This is a genomic window from Geodermatophilus sp. SYSU D01036, assembly GCF_054050435.1.
In genome coordinates this window covers 32,487-48,074 of sequence record NZ_JBJGZJ010000006.1, presented here as the reverse complement: position 1 = coordinate 48,074, position 15,588 = coordinate 32,487, and the positions used below count along the sequence as shown (strand labels likewise).

The window sequence follows — 15,588 nt, the reverse complement described above, 5'->3', positions numbered from 1 at the left end:
GCCGGTCCGGCCGGACGCGGTGCTCGACCGCGGGCTGCGCATGCGGGAAGCTGCTGCGACCACGATCGACGGAGATCGGCTCACCTCGTCGCCTGCGGAGGCACCCGTGTCCTATCTCCTGCGCCTGGTCGTGCCCGACCGCCCCGGTCTGCTCGGCGCCGTGGCCACCGCCCTGGGCACGGCGGGCGTCGACATCGTCTCGCTCGACGTGCTCGAGCGCGGCAACGGTGTCGCCGTCGACGACGTCGTGGTCGACCTCCCGCCCGGCCGGCTCCCCGACAGCCTGATCACCGCCGTGCAGTCGGTGCCCGGCGTGCAGGTGGAGGCGCTGCGCCCGTTCGCCGGGCCGCTGGACACCCACCGCGAGCTCGACCTGCTCGAGGGGCTGGCCCGGGCCGCCGAGGGCACCGCGGTCAAGCTGCTGGCCGCCGAGCTGCCGCGGGTGTTCCACAGCGGCTGGGCGGCGGTGCTGCACGCCGGCGACGACGGCGGCTGCGAGGCGCTGGCCGCCTCCGACGCGGCGCCGGCGTTCGAGGGCATGCGGCTGCCGTGGCTGCCGCTGGCCTCGCCGCGGCTGCTGCCCAGCGAGGACGACTGGCTGCCCGAGCGCTGGCGGGACCTGGCCGTCGAGATGATGGCCGCGCCCTTCGGCGACCCGTGCACCGCCGTCGTCCTGGGGCGCTCGGGCGGGCCCGCCTACCGCCGCTCGGAGCTGCTGCGGCTGACCCACCTGACCGGGATCGCGGCGAGCGTCGCCCACCTGCCGCCGGCCTGACTCACTCCCCTGCCGGCTCGCTCCCGTCGCCGACGGTCGCGACGGCGCGGGCGGCCTCGGGGCCCTCCTCGAGCAGCACGCGCAGGCCGTCGTCGTCGAGGATCGGCACCTTGACCTGCACGGCCTTGTCGTACTTGCTGCCGGGGTCGGCGCCGACCACCACGAACCCGGTCTTCTTCGACACCGAGCCGGTCACCTTGCCGCCGCGCTCCTGGATCGCGGCGACCGCCTGGTCGCGGCTGTAGTCCCGCAGCGAGCCGGTGACGACGACGGTGACGCCGGTCAGCGGCCCGGGCGGGGCGTCCTCGCCGGCGTCGGCCAGCTTCACGCCGGCCCGGCGCCACTTCTCCACGACCTCGCGGTGCCAGTCGACGGCGAACCAGTCGCGCACCGAGCGGGCGATGGTGGGGCCCACGCCGTCGGCGGCGGCGAGCTCCTCCTCCGACGCCTCGGCGATCCGGTCCAGCGAGCGGAAGTCGCGGGCCAGCGCCTGCGCGGCGGTCGGGCCGACGTGCCGGATCGACAGCGCGACCAGCACCCGCCACAGCGGGACGTCCTTGCGCGACTGCAGGTTGGCCAGCAGCCGCTGCCCGTTCGCCGACAGGGTGCCGTCCTTCTTCGTGAAGAAGGACGTGCGGCAGAGCTTCTCCTCGGTCAGGTCGAAGACGTCGCCCTCGTCCTCGAGCAGGTGCTCGGCCAGCAGTGCGATCGCGGCCTCGTAGCCGAGCACCTCGATGTCGAACGCCCCGCGCCCGGCGACGTGGAACACCCGCTCCCGCAGCTGCGCGGGGCAGGACCGCGCGTTGGGGCAGCGGATGTCGGCGTCGCCCTCCTTCTCGTGCCGCAGCTCGGTGCCGCACTCGGGGCAGTGCGTCGGCATGACGAACTCGCGCTCGTCGCCGGTGCGCGCGGCGACCACCGGCCCGAGGACCTCGGGGATGACGTCGCCGGCCTTGCGGATGACGACGGTGTCGCCGATGAGCACGCCCTTGCGCTTGACCTCGCTGGCGTTGTGCAGCGTGGCCAGCTGCACGGTGGAGCCCGCGACCTTGACCGGCTCCATGTAGGCGAACGGCGTCACGCGGCCGGTGCGCCCGACGTTGACCCGGATGTCGAGGAGCTTGGTGGTGGCCTCCTCCGGCGGGTACTTGAACGCGGTCGCCCACCGCGGCGCCCGCGAGGTGGAGCCCATCCGCCGCTGCAGGGCGATCTGGTCGACCTTGACGACGACGCCGTCGATCTCGTGCTCGACCGAGTGCCGCTGCTCGCGGTAGCGCTCGATGTAGGCCCGGACGCCCTCGAGGTCGTCGACCACCTCGAAGCGGTCGCTGGTGGGCAGGCCGAGCTCCCGCAGCCGGGCGTAGGCCTCGGACTGGTTCTCCGGCTGCCAGCCGTCGTGCACGCCGAGCCCGTGCACGATCATCCGCAGCGGCCGGGAGGCGGTGATCCGCGGGTCCTTCTGCCGCAGCGAGCCGGCGGCGGCGTTGCGCGGGTTGGCGAACGGGGCCTTGCCCTGCTCGACCATGCTCGCGTTGAGGTCGGCGAAGGCGGCGACCGGGAAGTAGATCTCACCCCGGACCTCCAGCTGCGCGGGGAGGTCCTCGCCGGTCAGCTGCTGCGGGACGTCCTGCATCGTGCGGACGTTGGCGGTGACGTCCTCGCCGGTGACGCCGTCGCCCCGGGTGGCGGCGCGGACCAGGCGCCCGCGCTCGTAGAGCAGCGCGACCGCCAGGCCGTCGATCTTGAGCTCGCACAGGTAGCGGGCGCCGGTGCCGACCTCGCGCTCCACCCGGGCGGCCCAGGCCGACAGCTCGTCGCTGTCGAAGACGTTGTCCAGGCTCTGCATGCGCTCGAGGTGCTGCACCGGCGCGAAGGTGGCGGCGAACCCGCCGTTGACCTTCTGGCTCGGCGAGTCCGGCGTCACCAGCGCCGGGTGCGCGGCCTCGATGGCCTTGAGCTCACCCATGAGGGCGTCGTACTGCCCGTCGCTGACCAGCGGCTCGTCGCGCACGTAGTACGCGAAGGCGTAGCGGTCGAGCTCCTCGGACAGGTCGCGGTGGCGCGTGCGCGCGTCGTCCGGGACCTCGGTGAGGTCCTCCCGGTCGGCGACCGCGGCGACCTGCGGGGTGTCCAGCTCGGCGTCCGTGCTCACGCGGGCACGGTATCCGCCGGGTGTGACTCCGGTGCCGGTCCGCCCGATCGGGTGTCGGTCACTCGGGCAGCAGGTACCGCGCGGCCTCGCGGACGTGGGCCATCGCCGCCCGCGCGTAGGCGGGGCTCGCGCCGGCCAGGCCGCAGGCCGGGGTGAGGGTGACCGCCTCGTGCAGCGTCTCGGCCGGGAAGCCGAGCTCGCGCCACCAGGCGCGCAGCCGCGAGGCGGTGGCCTTCGGCGCGGGCAGCGGCGCGTCGGTCCCGGGGACGACGCCGGGCAGCAGGTGGGTGCCGGTCTCGACGGCGGCGCCGACGGCGTCGAGGTCCTGGACCAGCCCGAGGTCGAACGACAGCCCGGCCGCGCCCGCGGCGCGCAGCAGGTCCAGCGGCGCCCGGTTCGCGCAGCAGTGCACGACCACCGGGCCGGGCAGCGCGGCCACGACGGCGCCGAGCTCCGCCTCGACGTCGGGCGCGGCGACGGCGGGCAGCCGGCCGAAGCCGCTGGCCGTCGGCAGCGCGCCCTGCAGGACCGCCGGCAGCGAGGGCTCGTCGAGCTGGACGACGACCTGCGCGCCGGGCACCCGCGCGGTCACGGCGGCGACGTGCGCGGCGATGCCCTCGGCCAGCGACTGCCCGAGGTCGCGCCGGGCGCCGGCGTCGACGACGGCCCGCTCGCCGCGCTCCCGCTCGAGGCCGGCGGCCAGCGTCCACGGCCCCGCGGCCTGCACCTTGAACGGGCCGCGGTGGTCGCCGGCGACGTCGTGCAGGGCGTCGAGGTCGCGGGCGAGGAACTCCTGCGCGCGGCGCAGGTCCCGGCCGGGGCGCGGTACGAGGCGCCAGCCCGCGGGGGTCAGGTCGACGGCGAGGTCGACGAGGAGGGCGGCGCTGCGGCCGAGCAGGTCGGCGCCCGCGCCGCGGGCGGGCAGCTCGGGCAGGTGCGGCAGGCCGGGCAGCTCCCCGAGGACGACCCGCAGGGCCTCGGTCGGGTCGGTGCCGGGCAGCGACCCGACGCCCGAGGCCGGCCCCCACGGTGCGGGAGCCGGCCTCGGGTCGGTGCTGGTCGGGTCGGGCTCGGTCGGGGTGGCCACGGCGGCGACGGTAGTACCGCCGCCGCCGTGACCTCCCCTCCCGGTCAGGCGGCGCAGCTGGGCGTCGTCACCGGGATCGCGTGGTCGCCCGCGGGCGGCGTCAGCGGGCTGTTGGCGCGCAGGTAGTCCTCCGACGTGTCCACGTCCACCGGGCCCGTGACCTGGTTGGTCCCTGTCCGGAACGCGGTGAAGGAGTCCCCGCCGCCGGCGAGGAACGAGTTCGCCGCGACCCGGTAGGTGCCGGTCGGGCTCACCGGGGTGCCGTTGATGGTGATCGAGCAGTCGAACACCCGGTCCCCGTCGGCCCGGCTGCGGTCGTACTCGTAACGGAAGCCGTCGGAGGTGGACAGGACCAGGTCCTGGGACCCGTCCGGGAGCCCGCGGAACTGCTGCTCGAGCACGTCGTCGATCGCCGCGCCGGTCAGCGTGATCGTGTTGACGGTGTTGCTGAACGGCTGGACGTCGAAGAGCTCCCGGAAGGTGACCTCACCGGCAGCGATGTCGGTCCGCAGACCACCGGGGTTCATGAAGGCGACCACCGGGGACAGCAGCTCCGGTCGTGCCTGTGCCCCGGCCAGTTGCGCGTTGGCGACGAAGGTCCCCAGGACCGACTCGTCGTTGCGGACGACGGTCACGCCGTCCGCGGCCCGCGCCCGCAGCAGCGGGCCGCTGACAGTGCCGACGACCACGTTGCCGGGCTCGGCGGCGCGGGCGTTCCAGTAGTCGACGATCGACTGCACCTCGGGGTCGGCAGCCTCGCGGGTCACCGGCACGTTGGTGGCCGCGTAGGCGGCCGAGGCGCGGTTGACGTCGCCGGTGGTCCGGCTGATGGGCAGCCGGATGTCGGTCACGAGACGGCCGTAGAAGCCGGCCTGGGTGACCAGTCGCGGCGTGCCGTCCGGATCGTCCAGGCGGCAGTTGTAGGCGTTGTGCGTGTGGGCGCTGATGATGAGGTCGACAGCGGACGACGTCCGGTTGTTGATGTCGACGATCGGGCCCGACAGACCGGTGCAGCCGTTGACGAAGGGCTGGGCGTTCGGGTCGGTGACCGTGCCGCCCTCGTGGATCAGCACGCCGATGGCCTGGATGCCCTGCCGCTGCAGCTCGGGGACCCAGCGGTTGATCGCCTCGGCCTCGTCGATGAACGTGACGTCGGTGATGCCGGTCGGCGACACGATGGTCGGAGTGGTCTCGGTGACCACCCCGATGAGCGCGAAGCGCTGGTTCGCCGGCGTCTGGAAGACCTGGTACGGCGGCAGCATCGGCTGGCCGGTGGCCTTGTCGATGACGTTGGCGGCCAGGTACGGGAACTCGGCGCCGTGGAAGGCGTGCTCGCCCTCGCCGAAGCAGCCGTCGACGCCCGGGGTGATGCCCTCGCAGGCCTCGACGTCGTCGCTGTACGTGCCGTCCGTGGCGGCGGAGATGCGGCGCAGCTCCTCGGTGCCCCGGTCGAACTCGTGGTTGCCCACCGACGAGACGTCCAGGCCCATGGCGTTGAGCGCCTCGATCGTCGGCTCGTCCTTGAAGACGCTCGACTCGAACGGCGAGGCGCTGACCAGGTCACCGGCACCGACGAACAGCGAGGTCGACGGCCCCTGCGTCGTGTCCTTGAACGCGGACTCGAGCCGCTGCACGGTGGCCGCGATCTGTGCCGCACCGCCGACCGGGACGGTGACGTCGTCGGAGTTGCCGTAGGTGCCGTTCGGCCCTGGGGAGGTCGCCAGCGAGCCGTCGGTCCCGGTCTGCGGCGTGATCCGGCCGTGGAAGTCGTTCATGGCCAGCAGCTGGACGGTCACGTCCTTGGGCGCGGCCTGGGCCGTGCTCGGGACGGCCACCAGACCGGCCGTGGTCGCCACCGCGACGGCGGCGGCGAGGGAGAAGCGCGTTCGGCGCAAGGAGTCCTCCGGAGGACATGCGGAGCAGGCCACCGGAGACGGCGGCCCGGGCGGGGTGGTGAGCCGAGCTGCGTAGCCGTGCTCGGGAAGCGGCTCGGACGACACCGTAGGTGACGGACGGTTCCGACACCAGGCCCTCCCGGTGATGATCAGGTGTCCGGCGATCAGCCGGAGACGGTCCCCTGACCGAGCACCAGGTCGCCCCGCTCCGGGTCGGGCGCGTAGAGGACGGCCGACTGCCCGGGCGCGACGCCGCGCTGCGCCTCGTCCAGCGCGATGACCAGGCCGCCGTCGGCACCGGCGGTCACCGTGCACGGGACGGCGGTGGCGTGGGCCCGCAGCTGCACCTCCGCGCGCAGCGGGAGCTCCGGGGCCGCCCCGGTCCACGTCGGCCGGCCGGTGCGCACCTCGGCGACGCCGGCGAGCTCGGCGGTCCCCACCGTCACGGTCCGGGAGACCGGCTCGATCGACAGCACGTAGCGCGGGCGCTGGTCCCCGGCGGCGATGCCCAGCCCGCGCCGCTGCCCGACGGTGAACCCGTGCGTGCCCTCGTGCGTTCCGACGGTGGCGCCGGTGGCGGCGTCGACGACCGGCCCGGGCGCCGTCCCCAGCCGCCGGGTGAGGAAGCCGCGGGTGTCGCCGTCGGGGATGAAGCAGATGTCGTGCGAGTCGGGCTTGGTGGCGACGGCGAACCCGCGCTCGGCGGCGATCGCGCGCACCCGGTCCTTGGTCATCGACCCCAGCGGGAACACCGCCCCCGCCAGCTGGCCGGGGGTGAGCACGCCGAGCACGTAGGACTGGTCCTTGGCCGCGTCCACCGAGCGGCGCAGCCGGCCGTCCTCCAGCCGCGCGTGGTGGCCGGTGACGACGGCGTCGAAGCCGAGCGCCAGCGCCCGGTCGAGCACCGCGGTGAACTTGATCCTCTCGTTGCACCGCAGGCACGGGTTGGGCGTGCGGCCGGCGGCGTACTCGGCGACGAAGTCCTCGACGACGTCCTCGCTGAACCGCTCGGCGAGGTCCCAGACGTAGAACGGGATGCCGAGCTCGTCGGCGACCCGCCGGGCGTCGTGGGCGTCCTCGACGCTGCAGCAGCCGCGGGCGCCGCTGCGCAGCGTCTGCCGGTCCGGCGAGAGCGCGAGGTGCACCCCGGTGACGTCGTGGCCGGCGTCGACCGCCAGCGCCGCGGCGACCGCGCTGTCCACTCCCCCGCTCATCGCGGCGAGCACGCGCACGGCGCTACCTCCCCGCCCCGCGGGCACGCTCGACCACGGGGGCGATCACGGCCAGCAGCGCGTCGACGTCGGCGTCGGTGCTCGGCGAGCCCAGGCTGAACCGCAGCGAGCTGCGGGCCCGCGCGGCGTCGGCGCCGACGGCGGTGAGCACGTGGCTGGGCCGGGCCACCCCGGCGCTGCACGCCGACCCGGTCGAGCACTCGATGCCGCGGGCGTCGAGCAGCATGAGCAGCGCGTCGCCCTCGGCACCGGGGAAGGACAGGTGCGCGTTGCCCGGCAGCCGGCCGGGCCCGCCGGCGACGACGTCGTCCAGCGGGGCGCCGTTGAGCTCGGCGTCGGGGACCTGCTCGAGCACCCCGGCCACCAGCCGGTCGCGCAGCGCGGCCAGCCGGGCGGCGCGCTCGGGCCGGGAGCCGACGGCGGTGGTCGCGGCGACGGCGAGGCCGACGATGGCCGCCACGTCGAGGGTGCCCGAGCGGACGTCGCGCTCCTGGCCGCCGCCGTGCAGCAGCGGCATGCACTCGGCGTCGCGGCGCAGCAGCAGCACGCCGGCGCCCATCGGGCCGCCGAGCTTGTGGCCGGTCATGGTGAGCGCGTCGACGCCGCTGGCGGCGAAGTCCACCGGCACCTGGCCGACGGCCTGCACCGCGTCGGTGTGCAGCGGCACCCCCACCGCGTGGGCGACCTGCGCCAGCGCGGCGACGTCGCTGACCGTGCCGATCTCGTTGTTGGCCCACATGACGCTGGCCATCGCGACGTCGGAGCCGTCGCCCAGCGCCTCGGCCAGCGCCTCCGGCGTCACCCGCCCGGTGGGCCCCAGGCGCAGCCAGGTGACCTCCGCGCCCTCGTGCTTGGCCAGCCACTCGGCGCTGTCGAGGACGGCGTGGTGCTCGGCCGGGCTCACCACGAGCCGCCGCCGGCGCGAGTCGGCCTCCCGCCGCGCCCAGTACAGGCCCTTCACCGCGAGGTTGTCGCTCTCGGTCCCACCCCCGGTGAACAGCACCTCCGACGGGCGGGCGCCCAGCGCCTCGGCCAGCCGCTCCCGGGACTGCTCGGCGGCCCGCCGCGCGGCCCGGCCGCTGGCGTGCAGCGAGGAGGCGTTGCCCACCCGGCCGAGCTGCTCGGTCATCGCGGCCAGGACCTCGGGGAGCACCGGCGTGGTCGCCGCGTGGTCGAGGTAGGTCACTCCGCCCAGGTTAGTCGCGCACGACGGACCCGCTCGGGTGACGCCGGTGACCCCGCGAACGGCGACGGGCGCCGACCCCCGTGGGGATCGGCGCCCGTGGCGACGTGCTGGAACGGCCCCCGCAGGGGTCCTCCCGCTACTTGCGGGCGGCGATCTTCTCGGTGGCGGCCGGGACGACCTGGAACAGGTCGCCGACGACGCCGAAGTCGGCCAGCTCGAAGATCGGGGCCTCGGGGTCCTTGTTGACGGCCACGATCGTCTTCGAGGTCTGCATGCCGGCGCGGTGCTGGATCGCGCCGGAGATGCCGACGGCGATGTAGAGCTGCGGCGAGACGGTCTTGCCGGTCTGCCCGACCTGGAAGCTGTGCGGGTAGAAGCCGGAGTCGACCGCGGCACGCGAGGCACCGACGGCGGCGCCGAGCGAGTCGGCCAGGGCCTCGATGATCGAGAAGTTCTCGGCGCTGGCCACACCGCGGCCACCGGAGACGACGATCGAGGCCTCGGTCAGCTCGGGCCGGTTGCTCTTCTGCTCCACGACCCGGTCGACGACGCGGGTCTGCTTCGCCTGGTCGGACAGGCTGACCTCGACCGGGACCTCCTCGCCGGCGGCGGGGGCCGGCTCGGGGGTGACCGAGTTGCCGCGCAGCGTGTAGACCGGGGTGCCGGTCGTCACCTTCGAGTGGACGATCTGCTGGCCGGCGAAGACCACCTGGGAGGCGGTGCCGTCGGCGGCGATCTCGCTGACGTCGGTCAGGAAGCCGCTGCCGGTCTTGAGCGCCAGCCGCGCGGCGATCTCCCGGCCCTCCGGGGAGGACGGGATGACGACGGCGGCCGGGGACGCCTGCTGCACCAGCTGGGCGAGCACCTCGGCCTTGGGGGCGACGAGGTACTCGTCGATCTCCGGGGACTCGGCGACGTAGACCTTCGCCGCGCCGTACTGGGCGAGCTGCTCGCGGGCGCCGGCGGCGACGCCGGGGCCGCCGGCGACGACCGCCGAGACCTCACCGAGCGCGCGTGCGGCGGTGAGGGCCTCGAGGGTGCCCTTGCGGACGGTGCCGTCGGCCGGGTTCAGCTCGACGAGGACCAGGACCTCTGCCATGGCTGTTCAGTCTCCTCTTCGCTTCGGATCCGGGCCGGGTCAGACGAGCTTCTGGCTGGCGAGGAAGCCCACGAGCTCCTCGGCGCCGTTGCCCTCGTCGGTGACCTTGACGCCCTCGCCCTTCGGCGGGCGGCCGGCGAAGTCGAGGACCTGGCTGGTGGCGGTGGCGAGGCCGACGGCCGAGGCGTCCACGCCCAGGTCGGCCAGCGACCGGCTCTCCACCGGCTTCTTCTTCGCGGCCATGATCCCCTTGAAGGAGGGGTAGCGCGGCTCGTTGATGGTGTCCCAGGTGGACACGATGGCCGGCAGCGGGGCCTCCAGGGCCCAGTAGCCGCCGTCGGTCTGCCGCTCCACCTTCACCGTCGAGCCCTCGACGGTGAGCTTGCGGGCGCCGGAGACCTGCGGGATGCCCAGCCGCTCGGACAGCAGCGCCGGCATGACGCCCATCTGGCCGTCGGTCGACGTGGCGCCCATGAGGACCAGGTCGTACTCGAGCTGCTGCAGCGCCGCGGCGAGGACCGCCGAGGTCTGGATCGCGCACGAGCCGTGGATGGCGTCGTCCTGCACGTGGACGGCCTTGTCCGCGCCCATCGACAGGGCCTTGCGGATGGCGTCGGTGGCGCTGCCCGGGCCGACGGTCAGCACGGTGACCTCACCGCCCTGCGCCTCCTTGACCTGCAGCGCCTCCTCGATCGCGTACTCGTCGATCTCGTTGATGACGTTGTCCGCGGTGGCGCGGGCGACGGTGTTGTCCGACGGGTCCAGCGAACGCTGGGTGCCCGAGTCGGGGACCTGCTTGACCAGAACGACGATGTTCATCGCCAGACCTACCTCCGCAGTCGGTCATGGGGGACGCGGGCCGCGGCCCGCCTGGCTCCGATAGTGGAGGTTACTGCGGGGTAACGGGGCGGCGGACCTGGGTGCCGGTGAGCCCGGTCACGCCGTCCAGCGGCCGGTGGCGGTGAACTCCTCGAGGACCGCCCGGTGGGGCGCGAGGTCCAGTCCGTGCTCGGCCACCCAGACGTCGGAGTGGTAGGTGTGCGCGTACCGCTCCCCGCCGTCGCAGAGCAGGGTGACCACGCTGCCGGTCCGCCCCTCGGCGACCATCTCCGCGACCAGCCGGAACGCGCCCCACAGGTTGGTGCCGGTCGAGCCGCCGGCCAGCCGCCCGGTCACCCGCTCCAGGTGCCGCACCGCCGCCAGCGACGCGGCGTCGGGGACGCGGATCATCCGGTCGACCACCGACGGCAGGAACGACGGCTCGACCCGCGGCCGGCCGATCCCCTCGATCCGCGACGGCATCCCCGTCGTCCAGGCCGGCTCGTCCTCCACCCAGCCGGGGAAGAACGCCGAGTTCTCCGGGTCGACGACGGCCAGCCGGGTGGGGTGCCGCCGGTAGCGCAGGTAGCGGCCGAAGGTCGCGCTGGTGCCGCCGGTGCCCGCCCCGACGACGACCCACTCCGGCACCGGGTGGCGCTCCAGGGCCATCTGCTCGAACACCGACTCGGCGATGGTGTTGTTGCCGCGCCAGTCGGTGGCCCGCTCGGCGTTGCTGAACTGGTCGAGGTAGTGCCCGCCGCACTCGGCGGCCAGCCGGCGCGCCTCGTCGTAGACGTCGGGGGCGCGGTCGACGAAGTGGCAGCGCCCGCCGGCGAACTCGATGAGCGCGACCTTCTCCGGGCTGGTCGAGGCGGGCATGACCGCGACGAACGGCAGGCCCAGCATCCGGGCGAAGTAGGCCTCGCTGACCGCCGTCGACCCGCTGGAGGCCTCGACGACGGTGCTGCCCTCGGTGATCCAGCCCGAGCACAGCGCGTGCAGGAACAGCGAGCGGGCCAGCCGGTGCTTGAGGCTGCCGGTCGGGTGGGTCGACTCGTCCTTGAGGTAGAGGTCGACGCCCCACTCCGGCGGCAGCGGGTAGACGAGCAGGTGGGTGTCGGCGCTGCGCACCGCGTCGGCCTCGACGACGGCGATCGCCCGCTCCACCCACGCCCGCCCGGCGGGGTCGGACCGGTCGACGTCGGTGACCTCGGGGTTCGGGCGCTCGCTCACCCGGTCATCCTCGTGCACCTCAGCCGGCGGCCGGGACCTCCCCCGCGGGCTCGACCAGCGCGGGGCGCTCGGCCGGGGTGACCGTGACCGCCGTCCCGGGCGTGAGGCCCTGGCTCCCGGCGCTGGGGACGTCGGCCCGCACCTCGACGCCGTCGGGCAGCGCGACCGCCAGCCGGGTGGTGGCGCCGGAGAACGTGCGGGTGACCACCCGGCCCACCCCGCGCGGGTCCTCGACCACCTCCAGCGCCTCGGGCCGCACCAGTGCGAACGCGGGGCCCGACGGCGGGACGGCGCCGAGCACCTCGCGGCGCACGCCGAGGAACTCGACGTCGCCGTCGCCGAGGACGGCCGGGATGCGGTTCATCGTGCCGACGAAGCCCGCCACGAACGCCGTCGCCGGGCGTTCGTAGAGGTCGTCGGGGGTGGCCACCTGCTCCAGCCGACCGGCGCGCATGACGCCGACCCGGTCGGCCACCGACAGCGCCTCGGACTGGTCGTGGGTGACGAACACGGTGGTGATGCCGAGCTCCAGCTGGATGCGGCGGATCTCCTCGCGCAGCTGCACACGCACCTGGGCGTCGAGCGCCGACAGCGGCTCGTCGAGCAGCAGCACCTGCGGCGCCACGGCGAGCGCGCGGGCCAGCGCCACCCGCTGCTGCTGGCCGCCGGAGAGCTGGTGCGGGTAGCGCTGCCCGCGGTCGGCGAGCCCGACCAGCTCCAGCAGCTCCGCGGCCCGCCCGGCGCGCTCCTCCCTGCCGCGGCGGCGCACCCGCAGCCCGAAGGCGACGTTCTCGGCCACCGTCATGTTCGGGAAGAGGCTGTAGGCCTGGAACACCATCCCGACGTCGCGCTTCGACGGCGGGATGCCGGTGACGTCGCGGCGGTCGAACCACACCCGGCCGGCGTCGGGCACCTCGAAGCCGGCGATCGCGCGCAGCGCCGTCGTCTTGCCGCAGCCCGAGGGCCCCAGCAGGGCGAGGAACTCCCCGCCCGCGATCTCCAGGTCCATCCCGTCGAGGGCGAGGACCGAGCCGTAGCGGCGGGTCAGGCCCTCGAGCCGGACGGCGACGCCGGGTGCCTCCCGGAGGTCGGCGGGGGCGGCGGCGCGGACGGCGGTCATGCGGGGTCCTCCTCGCGGCGCCGGCGGTCCAGCGCGGAGATGAGCAGCAGCAACACCCAGGTCAGCAGCAGCGAGAGCACCGACACCGCCACCGACAGCCGCGGCTGCGAGCCGGAGATGCGCACGATCCAGGTGGGGAAGGTCTCGAAGCCGAGGATGTTGGCGACGGTGAACTCGCCCAGCACCAGCGCCAGGGTGAGGAAGGCGGCGTTGAGCACCGACGTCCGCAGCACCGGCAGGACGACCGAGGCCATCACCCGGGGCCACGAGGCGCCGAGCACCCGCGCGGCCTCGGTGAGCGTGCGCAGCTGGGCGCCGCGGACGCCGGCGTCGAGCGCCCGGTAGACGAACGGCAGCGCCAGCACGACGTAGACCAGCACCAGGATCCACGGCAGCGCCGGCTCCTGGAGGGCGAAGAACGCCTCGGCGAGCGGGGTGCCGTAGAAGTGGTCGGGCGCCCAGGCCAGCACGCTGCGCACGCCGACCACCAGCGCGATCGGCGGCAGCAGCAGCGGCACGAGGGTGAGGAACTCGACCAGCGGGCGCAGCCGCGGCAACCGCAGCTCCACGAGCACCACGGTGGGCACCACGAGCAGCAGCGCGATCGCGACGGTGAGCACCCCGAGCAGCAGCGAGCGGCCGAAGTTCTCGGCGAACCCCTCGGCGCCCGGGATGCTCGTGTAGGCGTCGGCGGTGACCCCGTCGCGGCCCCGGACGGTGAACCACAGCGAGGCGCCCAGCGGCACGAGGAAGTACAGGGCGAGGACGGCGAACACCGCCCAGCGCCACCGGCCGCGGCCGCGCCGGGGGTCCCGGACCGGGGTCTCCGGCTCGACGCCGCCGGCGCCGGCCACCGCCGCGGTGGGGGCGCCGGCCGTCGCCGCGCTCACGCCAGCCACCGCGACGTGCGCCGCTGCACCCAGGTGTAGAAGACCATCACCAGCCCCACGAGGACGACCATCCCCAGGGCCAGCGCCTTGCCGAGGTTCTCCGCGCCGACGACCACGTTGCTCGACAGCGAGTCGGCGATCTGCAGCGTCACCAGCGGCAGGCTCGAGCCGACCAGCGCCTTGGCCGTGGCGTAGGCGGCGAACGCGGAGGCGAACAGCAGCATCGTGGCGCCGAGCACCGGGGGCAGGAGGACCGGCCCGCCGACGTGGCGCCAGTACTGCCAGCGGCTGGCGCCGAGGACGTCGGCGGCCTCGCGCCACTGCGGGCGCAGCGCCTCGACCGCCGGGACGATGGTCAGCACCATCAGCGGCACGAGGAAGTACAGGTAGACCACCGCCAGGCCGGTCATCGAGTACAGCGAGAAGCCGTCGAGGCCGAGGGTGTCGGTCAGCAGCGCGGTGACCACGCCGGAGGTGCCGATGGTGGCGATGAAGGCGAACGCCAGCGGGATGCCGCCGAAGTTGGCCAGCACGCCCGAGGCGGTGAGCACCAGGCGGCGCAGCAGCCGGCCGCGGCGGGTGCCGACGACGGCGAAGGCCAGCGCCAGCCCGAGCACCGCGCCCAGCACCGCGGTGACCGCCGACAGCCGCAGGCTGCCGAGGTAGGCGCGGGCGTAGGCGCCGTCGGTGATCGTGCCCAGGTTCGCCGTCGACCAGCTCTCCTCGAAGGTGACCGGGTCGGTGGCGCGGAACGCCTCCACGGCGAGCACGCCGACCGGCAGCAGCAGGAACACCGCGACGTAGAGCAGGAACGGCAGGACGCCCAGCGCGGGCAGCAGCGCGCCGCGCCGGCGTCCCCTGCGGGACGCCGGCGCGGCGGGAGCGGGTGCGGTGCTCAGCCGGAGATCTCCTGGTTCCACCGGGTGGCGACCACCTGCTGGGCGGCGGTCTCCTGCTCCTGGGTCGGGAACTCCGCGGTGCCCTCGACCGGCGGCAGGGCGGCCAGCGCCTCGGCGTCGGCGGTCCCTGCCTCCTCCATCACCGGCAGCCGCACCGGCCGGGCGCCACCGGCCAGGTACAGGTTCTGGCCGCGGTCGCTGTAGAGGAACTCCTGCCACAGCCGCGCGGCGGCCGGGTGCGGGGCGTAGGCGCTGATCGCCTGGCTGTAGTAGCCGCCGAACAGCCCGTCGGAGGGGACGGCGACCTGCCAGTCGACGCCCTGCTCGGCGAGGGTGCCGGTCAGGCCTGCGTTGAGGTAGTCCCAGTCGATCGCCAGCGGCGTCTCGCCGCTCTGGATCGTGGCCGGGGTGATCTCGACGGGGTTGAAGTTGCCGACCTCCTTGACCTGGGCGAAGAAGTCGATGCCCGGGCCGATGTCGTCGAGGCTGCCGCCGTTGGCCAGCGACGCCGCCCAGACGCCGGCGAACGCCGCCGCGGCCTGGGTCGGGTTGCCGTTGAGCGCGACCTGGCCGGCGTACTGCGGGTCGAGCAGGTCGGCGAAGCTGGTCGGGCACTCGGCGATCACGCTGGCGTTGCAGCCGATGGAGATGTAGCCGCCGTAGTCGTTGTACCAGTGCCCCTCGGGGTCCTTCTGGCCCTCGGGGATGTCGTCCCAGGTCTCCACCTGGTAGGGCGCGAGCAGGTCCTGGGCCTGGGCCTGGCGGGCGAAGGCGGTGCCCAGGTCGAGGACGTCGGGCGCCCGGTCCTGGCCGCGCTGGCTCTCGACGGCGTTGAGCTCGTCCTGGCTGGACCCGTCGGGCGAGGCGCTGTTGACGGTGATCCCGTACTCCTCCTCGAAGGCGGAGATGATCTCGCCGTAGTTCGCCCAGTCCGGCGGCAGCGCGATGACGTTGAGCTCGCCCTCGGCCTGCGCGGCCTCGACGAGGGCGTCCATGCCCCCGAGGTCCTCGGCGGAGCGGGCACCGGCCGCGTCCGAGCCGCCGCCACCCCCTCCCGAGCCGCCGTCGTCGCCGCCGCCGCAGGCGGTCAGCACGAGGGTCGCGGCCGCCAGGACGGTCGCGGTCCTCAGGGTGGGGGTGGATCGCACGGGGTCCTCCTCGGGAGCTGTCGGACGGCCCCGGCCGGCAGGGCGGTGCGCCG

General features: G+C 74.7%; 13 protein-coding genes. 1 reads left to right on the top strand and 12 read right to left on the bottom strand.

The window, feature by feature from the left end; genetic code table 11:
• Positions 1-106 precede the first annotated feature (106 nt).
• Positions 107-775, top strand: coding sequence for an ACT domain-containing protein (locus ACI8AR_RS08645; protein WP_456935903.1), 669 nt, complete (start codon positions 107-109; stop codon positions 773-775).
• A gap of 1 nt (position 776) precedes the next feature.
• Here ACI8AR_RS08645 and ligA read toward each other — a convergent pair whose 3' ends face one another.
• The 12 genes from ligA to ACI8AR_RS08585 form a co-directional block, all read right to left on the bottom strand.
• Positions 777-2,927, bottom strand: a complete 2,151-nt coding sequence (gene ligA, locus ACI8AR_RS08640; RefSeq protein ID WP_457050655.1) for an NAD-dependent DNA ligase LigA — start codon at positions 2,925-2,927, stop codon at positions 777-779.
• A gap of 58 nt (positions 2,928-2,985) precedes the next feature.
• Positions 2,986-4,014: a methionine synthase gene (locus tag ACI8AR_RS08635; protein ID WP_457050654.1), complete on the bottom strand. Its 1,029-nt coding sequence runs from the start codon at positions 4,012-4,014 to the stop codon at positions 2,986-2,988.
• Between the two features lie 44 nt (positions 4,015-4,058).
• Positions 4,059-5,909, bottom strand: a complete 1,851-nt coding sequence (locus ACI8AR_RS08630; RefSeq protein ID WP_457050653.1) for a bifunctional metallophosphatase/5'-nucleotidase — start codon at positions 5,907-5,909, stop codon at positions 4,059-4,061.
• 164 nt (positions 5,910-6,073) lie between these two features.
• Positions 6,074-7,141 (bottom strand): tRNA 2-thiouridine(34) synthase MnmA, encoded by a 1,068-nt coding sequence (gene mnmA, locus ACI8AR_RS08625; RefSeq protein WP_457050652.1) that lies wholly within the window; start codon positions 7,139-7,141, stop codon positions 6,074-6,076.
• A 4-nt stretch (positions 7,142-7,145) separates the two neighbouring features.
• Positions 7,146-8,327, bottom strand: a complete 1,182-nt coding sequence (locus ACI8AR_RS08620) for a cysteine desulfurase family protein (protein ID WP_457050651.1) — start codon at positions 8,325-8,327, stop codon at positions 7,146-7,148.
• Between the two features lie 136 nt (positions 8,328-8,463).
• Positions 8,464-9,426 carry an electron transfer flavoprotein subunit alpha/FixB family protein gene (locus ACI8AR_RS08615; protein ID WP_457050650.1) on the bottom strand — a complete coding sequence of 321 codons (963 nt, stop codon included), beginning with the start codon at positions 9,424-9,426 and terminating at the stop codon, positions 8,464-8,466.
• A gap of 39 nt (positions 9,427-9,465) precedes the next feature.
• Positions 9,466-10,245, bottom strand: a complete 780-nt coding sequence (locus tag ACI8AR_RS08610; protein WP_457050649.1) for an electron transfer flavoprotein subunit beta/FixA family protein — start codon at positions 10,243-10,245, stop codon at positions 9,466-9,468.
• A 117-nt stretch (positions 10,246-10,362) separates the two neighbouring features.
• Entirely contained in the window at positions 10,363-11,478 is a 1,116-nt protein-coding gene (cds1, locus tag ACI8AR_RS08605) for an L-cysteine desulfhydrase Cds1 (protein WP_457050648.1), read from the bottom strand.
• 19 nt (positions 11,479-11,497) lie between these two features.
• Positions 11,498-12,598, bottom strand: a complete 1,101-nt coding sequence (locus ACI8AR_RS08600; protein ID WP_457050647.1) for an ABC transporter ATP-binding protein — start codon at positions 12,596-12,598, stop codon at positions 11,498-11,500.
• Entirely contained in the window at positions 12,595-13,488 is an 894-nt protein-coding gene (locus ACI8AR_RS08595) for an ABC transporter permease subunit (RefSeq protein ID WP_457050646.1), read from the bottom strand. The genes ACI8AR_RS08600 and ACI8AR_RS08595 overlap by 4 nt, the downstream gene beginning before the upstream one ends.
• On the bottom strand, positions 13,485-14,408 hold the full coding sequence (locus tag ACI8AR_RS08590; protein ID WP_457050645.1) for an ABC transporter permease: 924 nt from the start codon (positions 14,406-14,408) through the stop codon (positions 13,485-13,487). Before ACI8AR_RS08590 ends, ACI8AR_RS08595 begins: the two co-directional genes overlap by 4 nt.
• Entirely contained in the window at positions 14,384-15,535 is a 1,152-nt protein-coding gene (locus tag ACI8AR_RS08585) for an ABC transporter substrate-binding protein (RefSeq protein ID WP_457050644.1), read from the bottom strand. Before ACI8AR_RS08585 ends, ACI8AR_RS08590 begins: the two co-directional genes overlap by 25 nt.
• Positions 15,536-15,588: the final 53 nt, after the last annotated feature.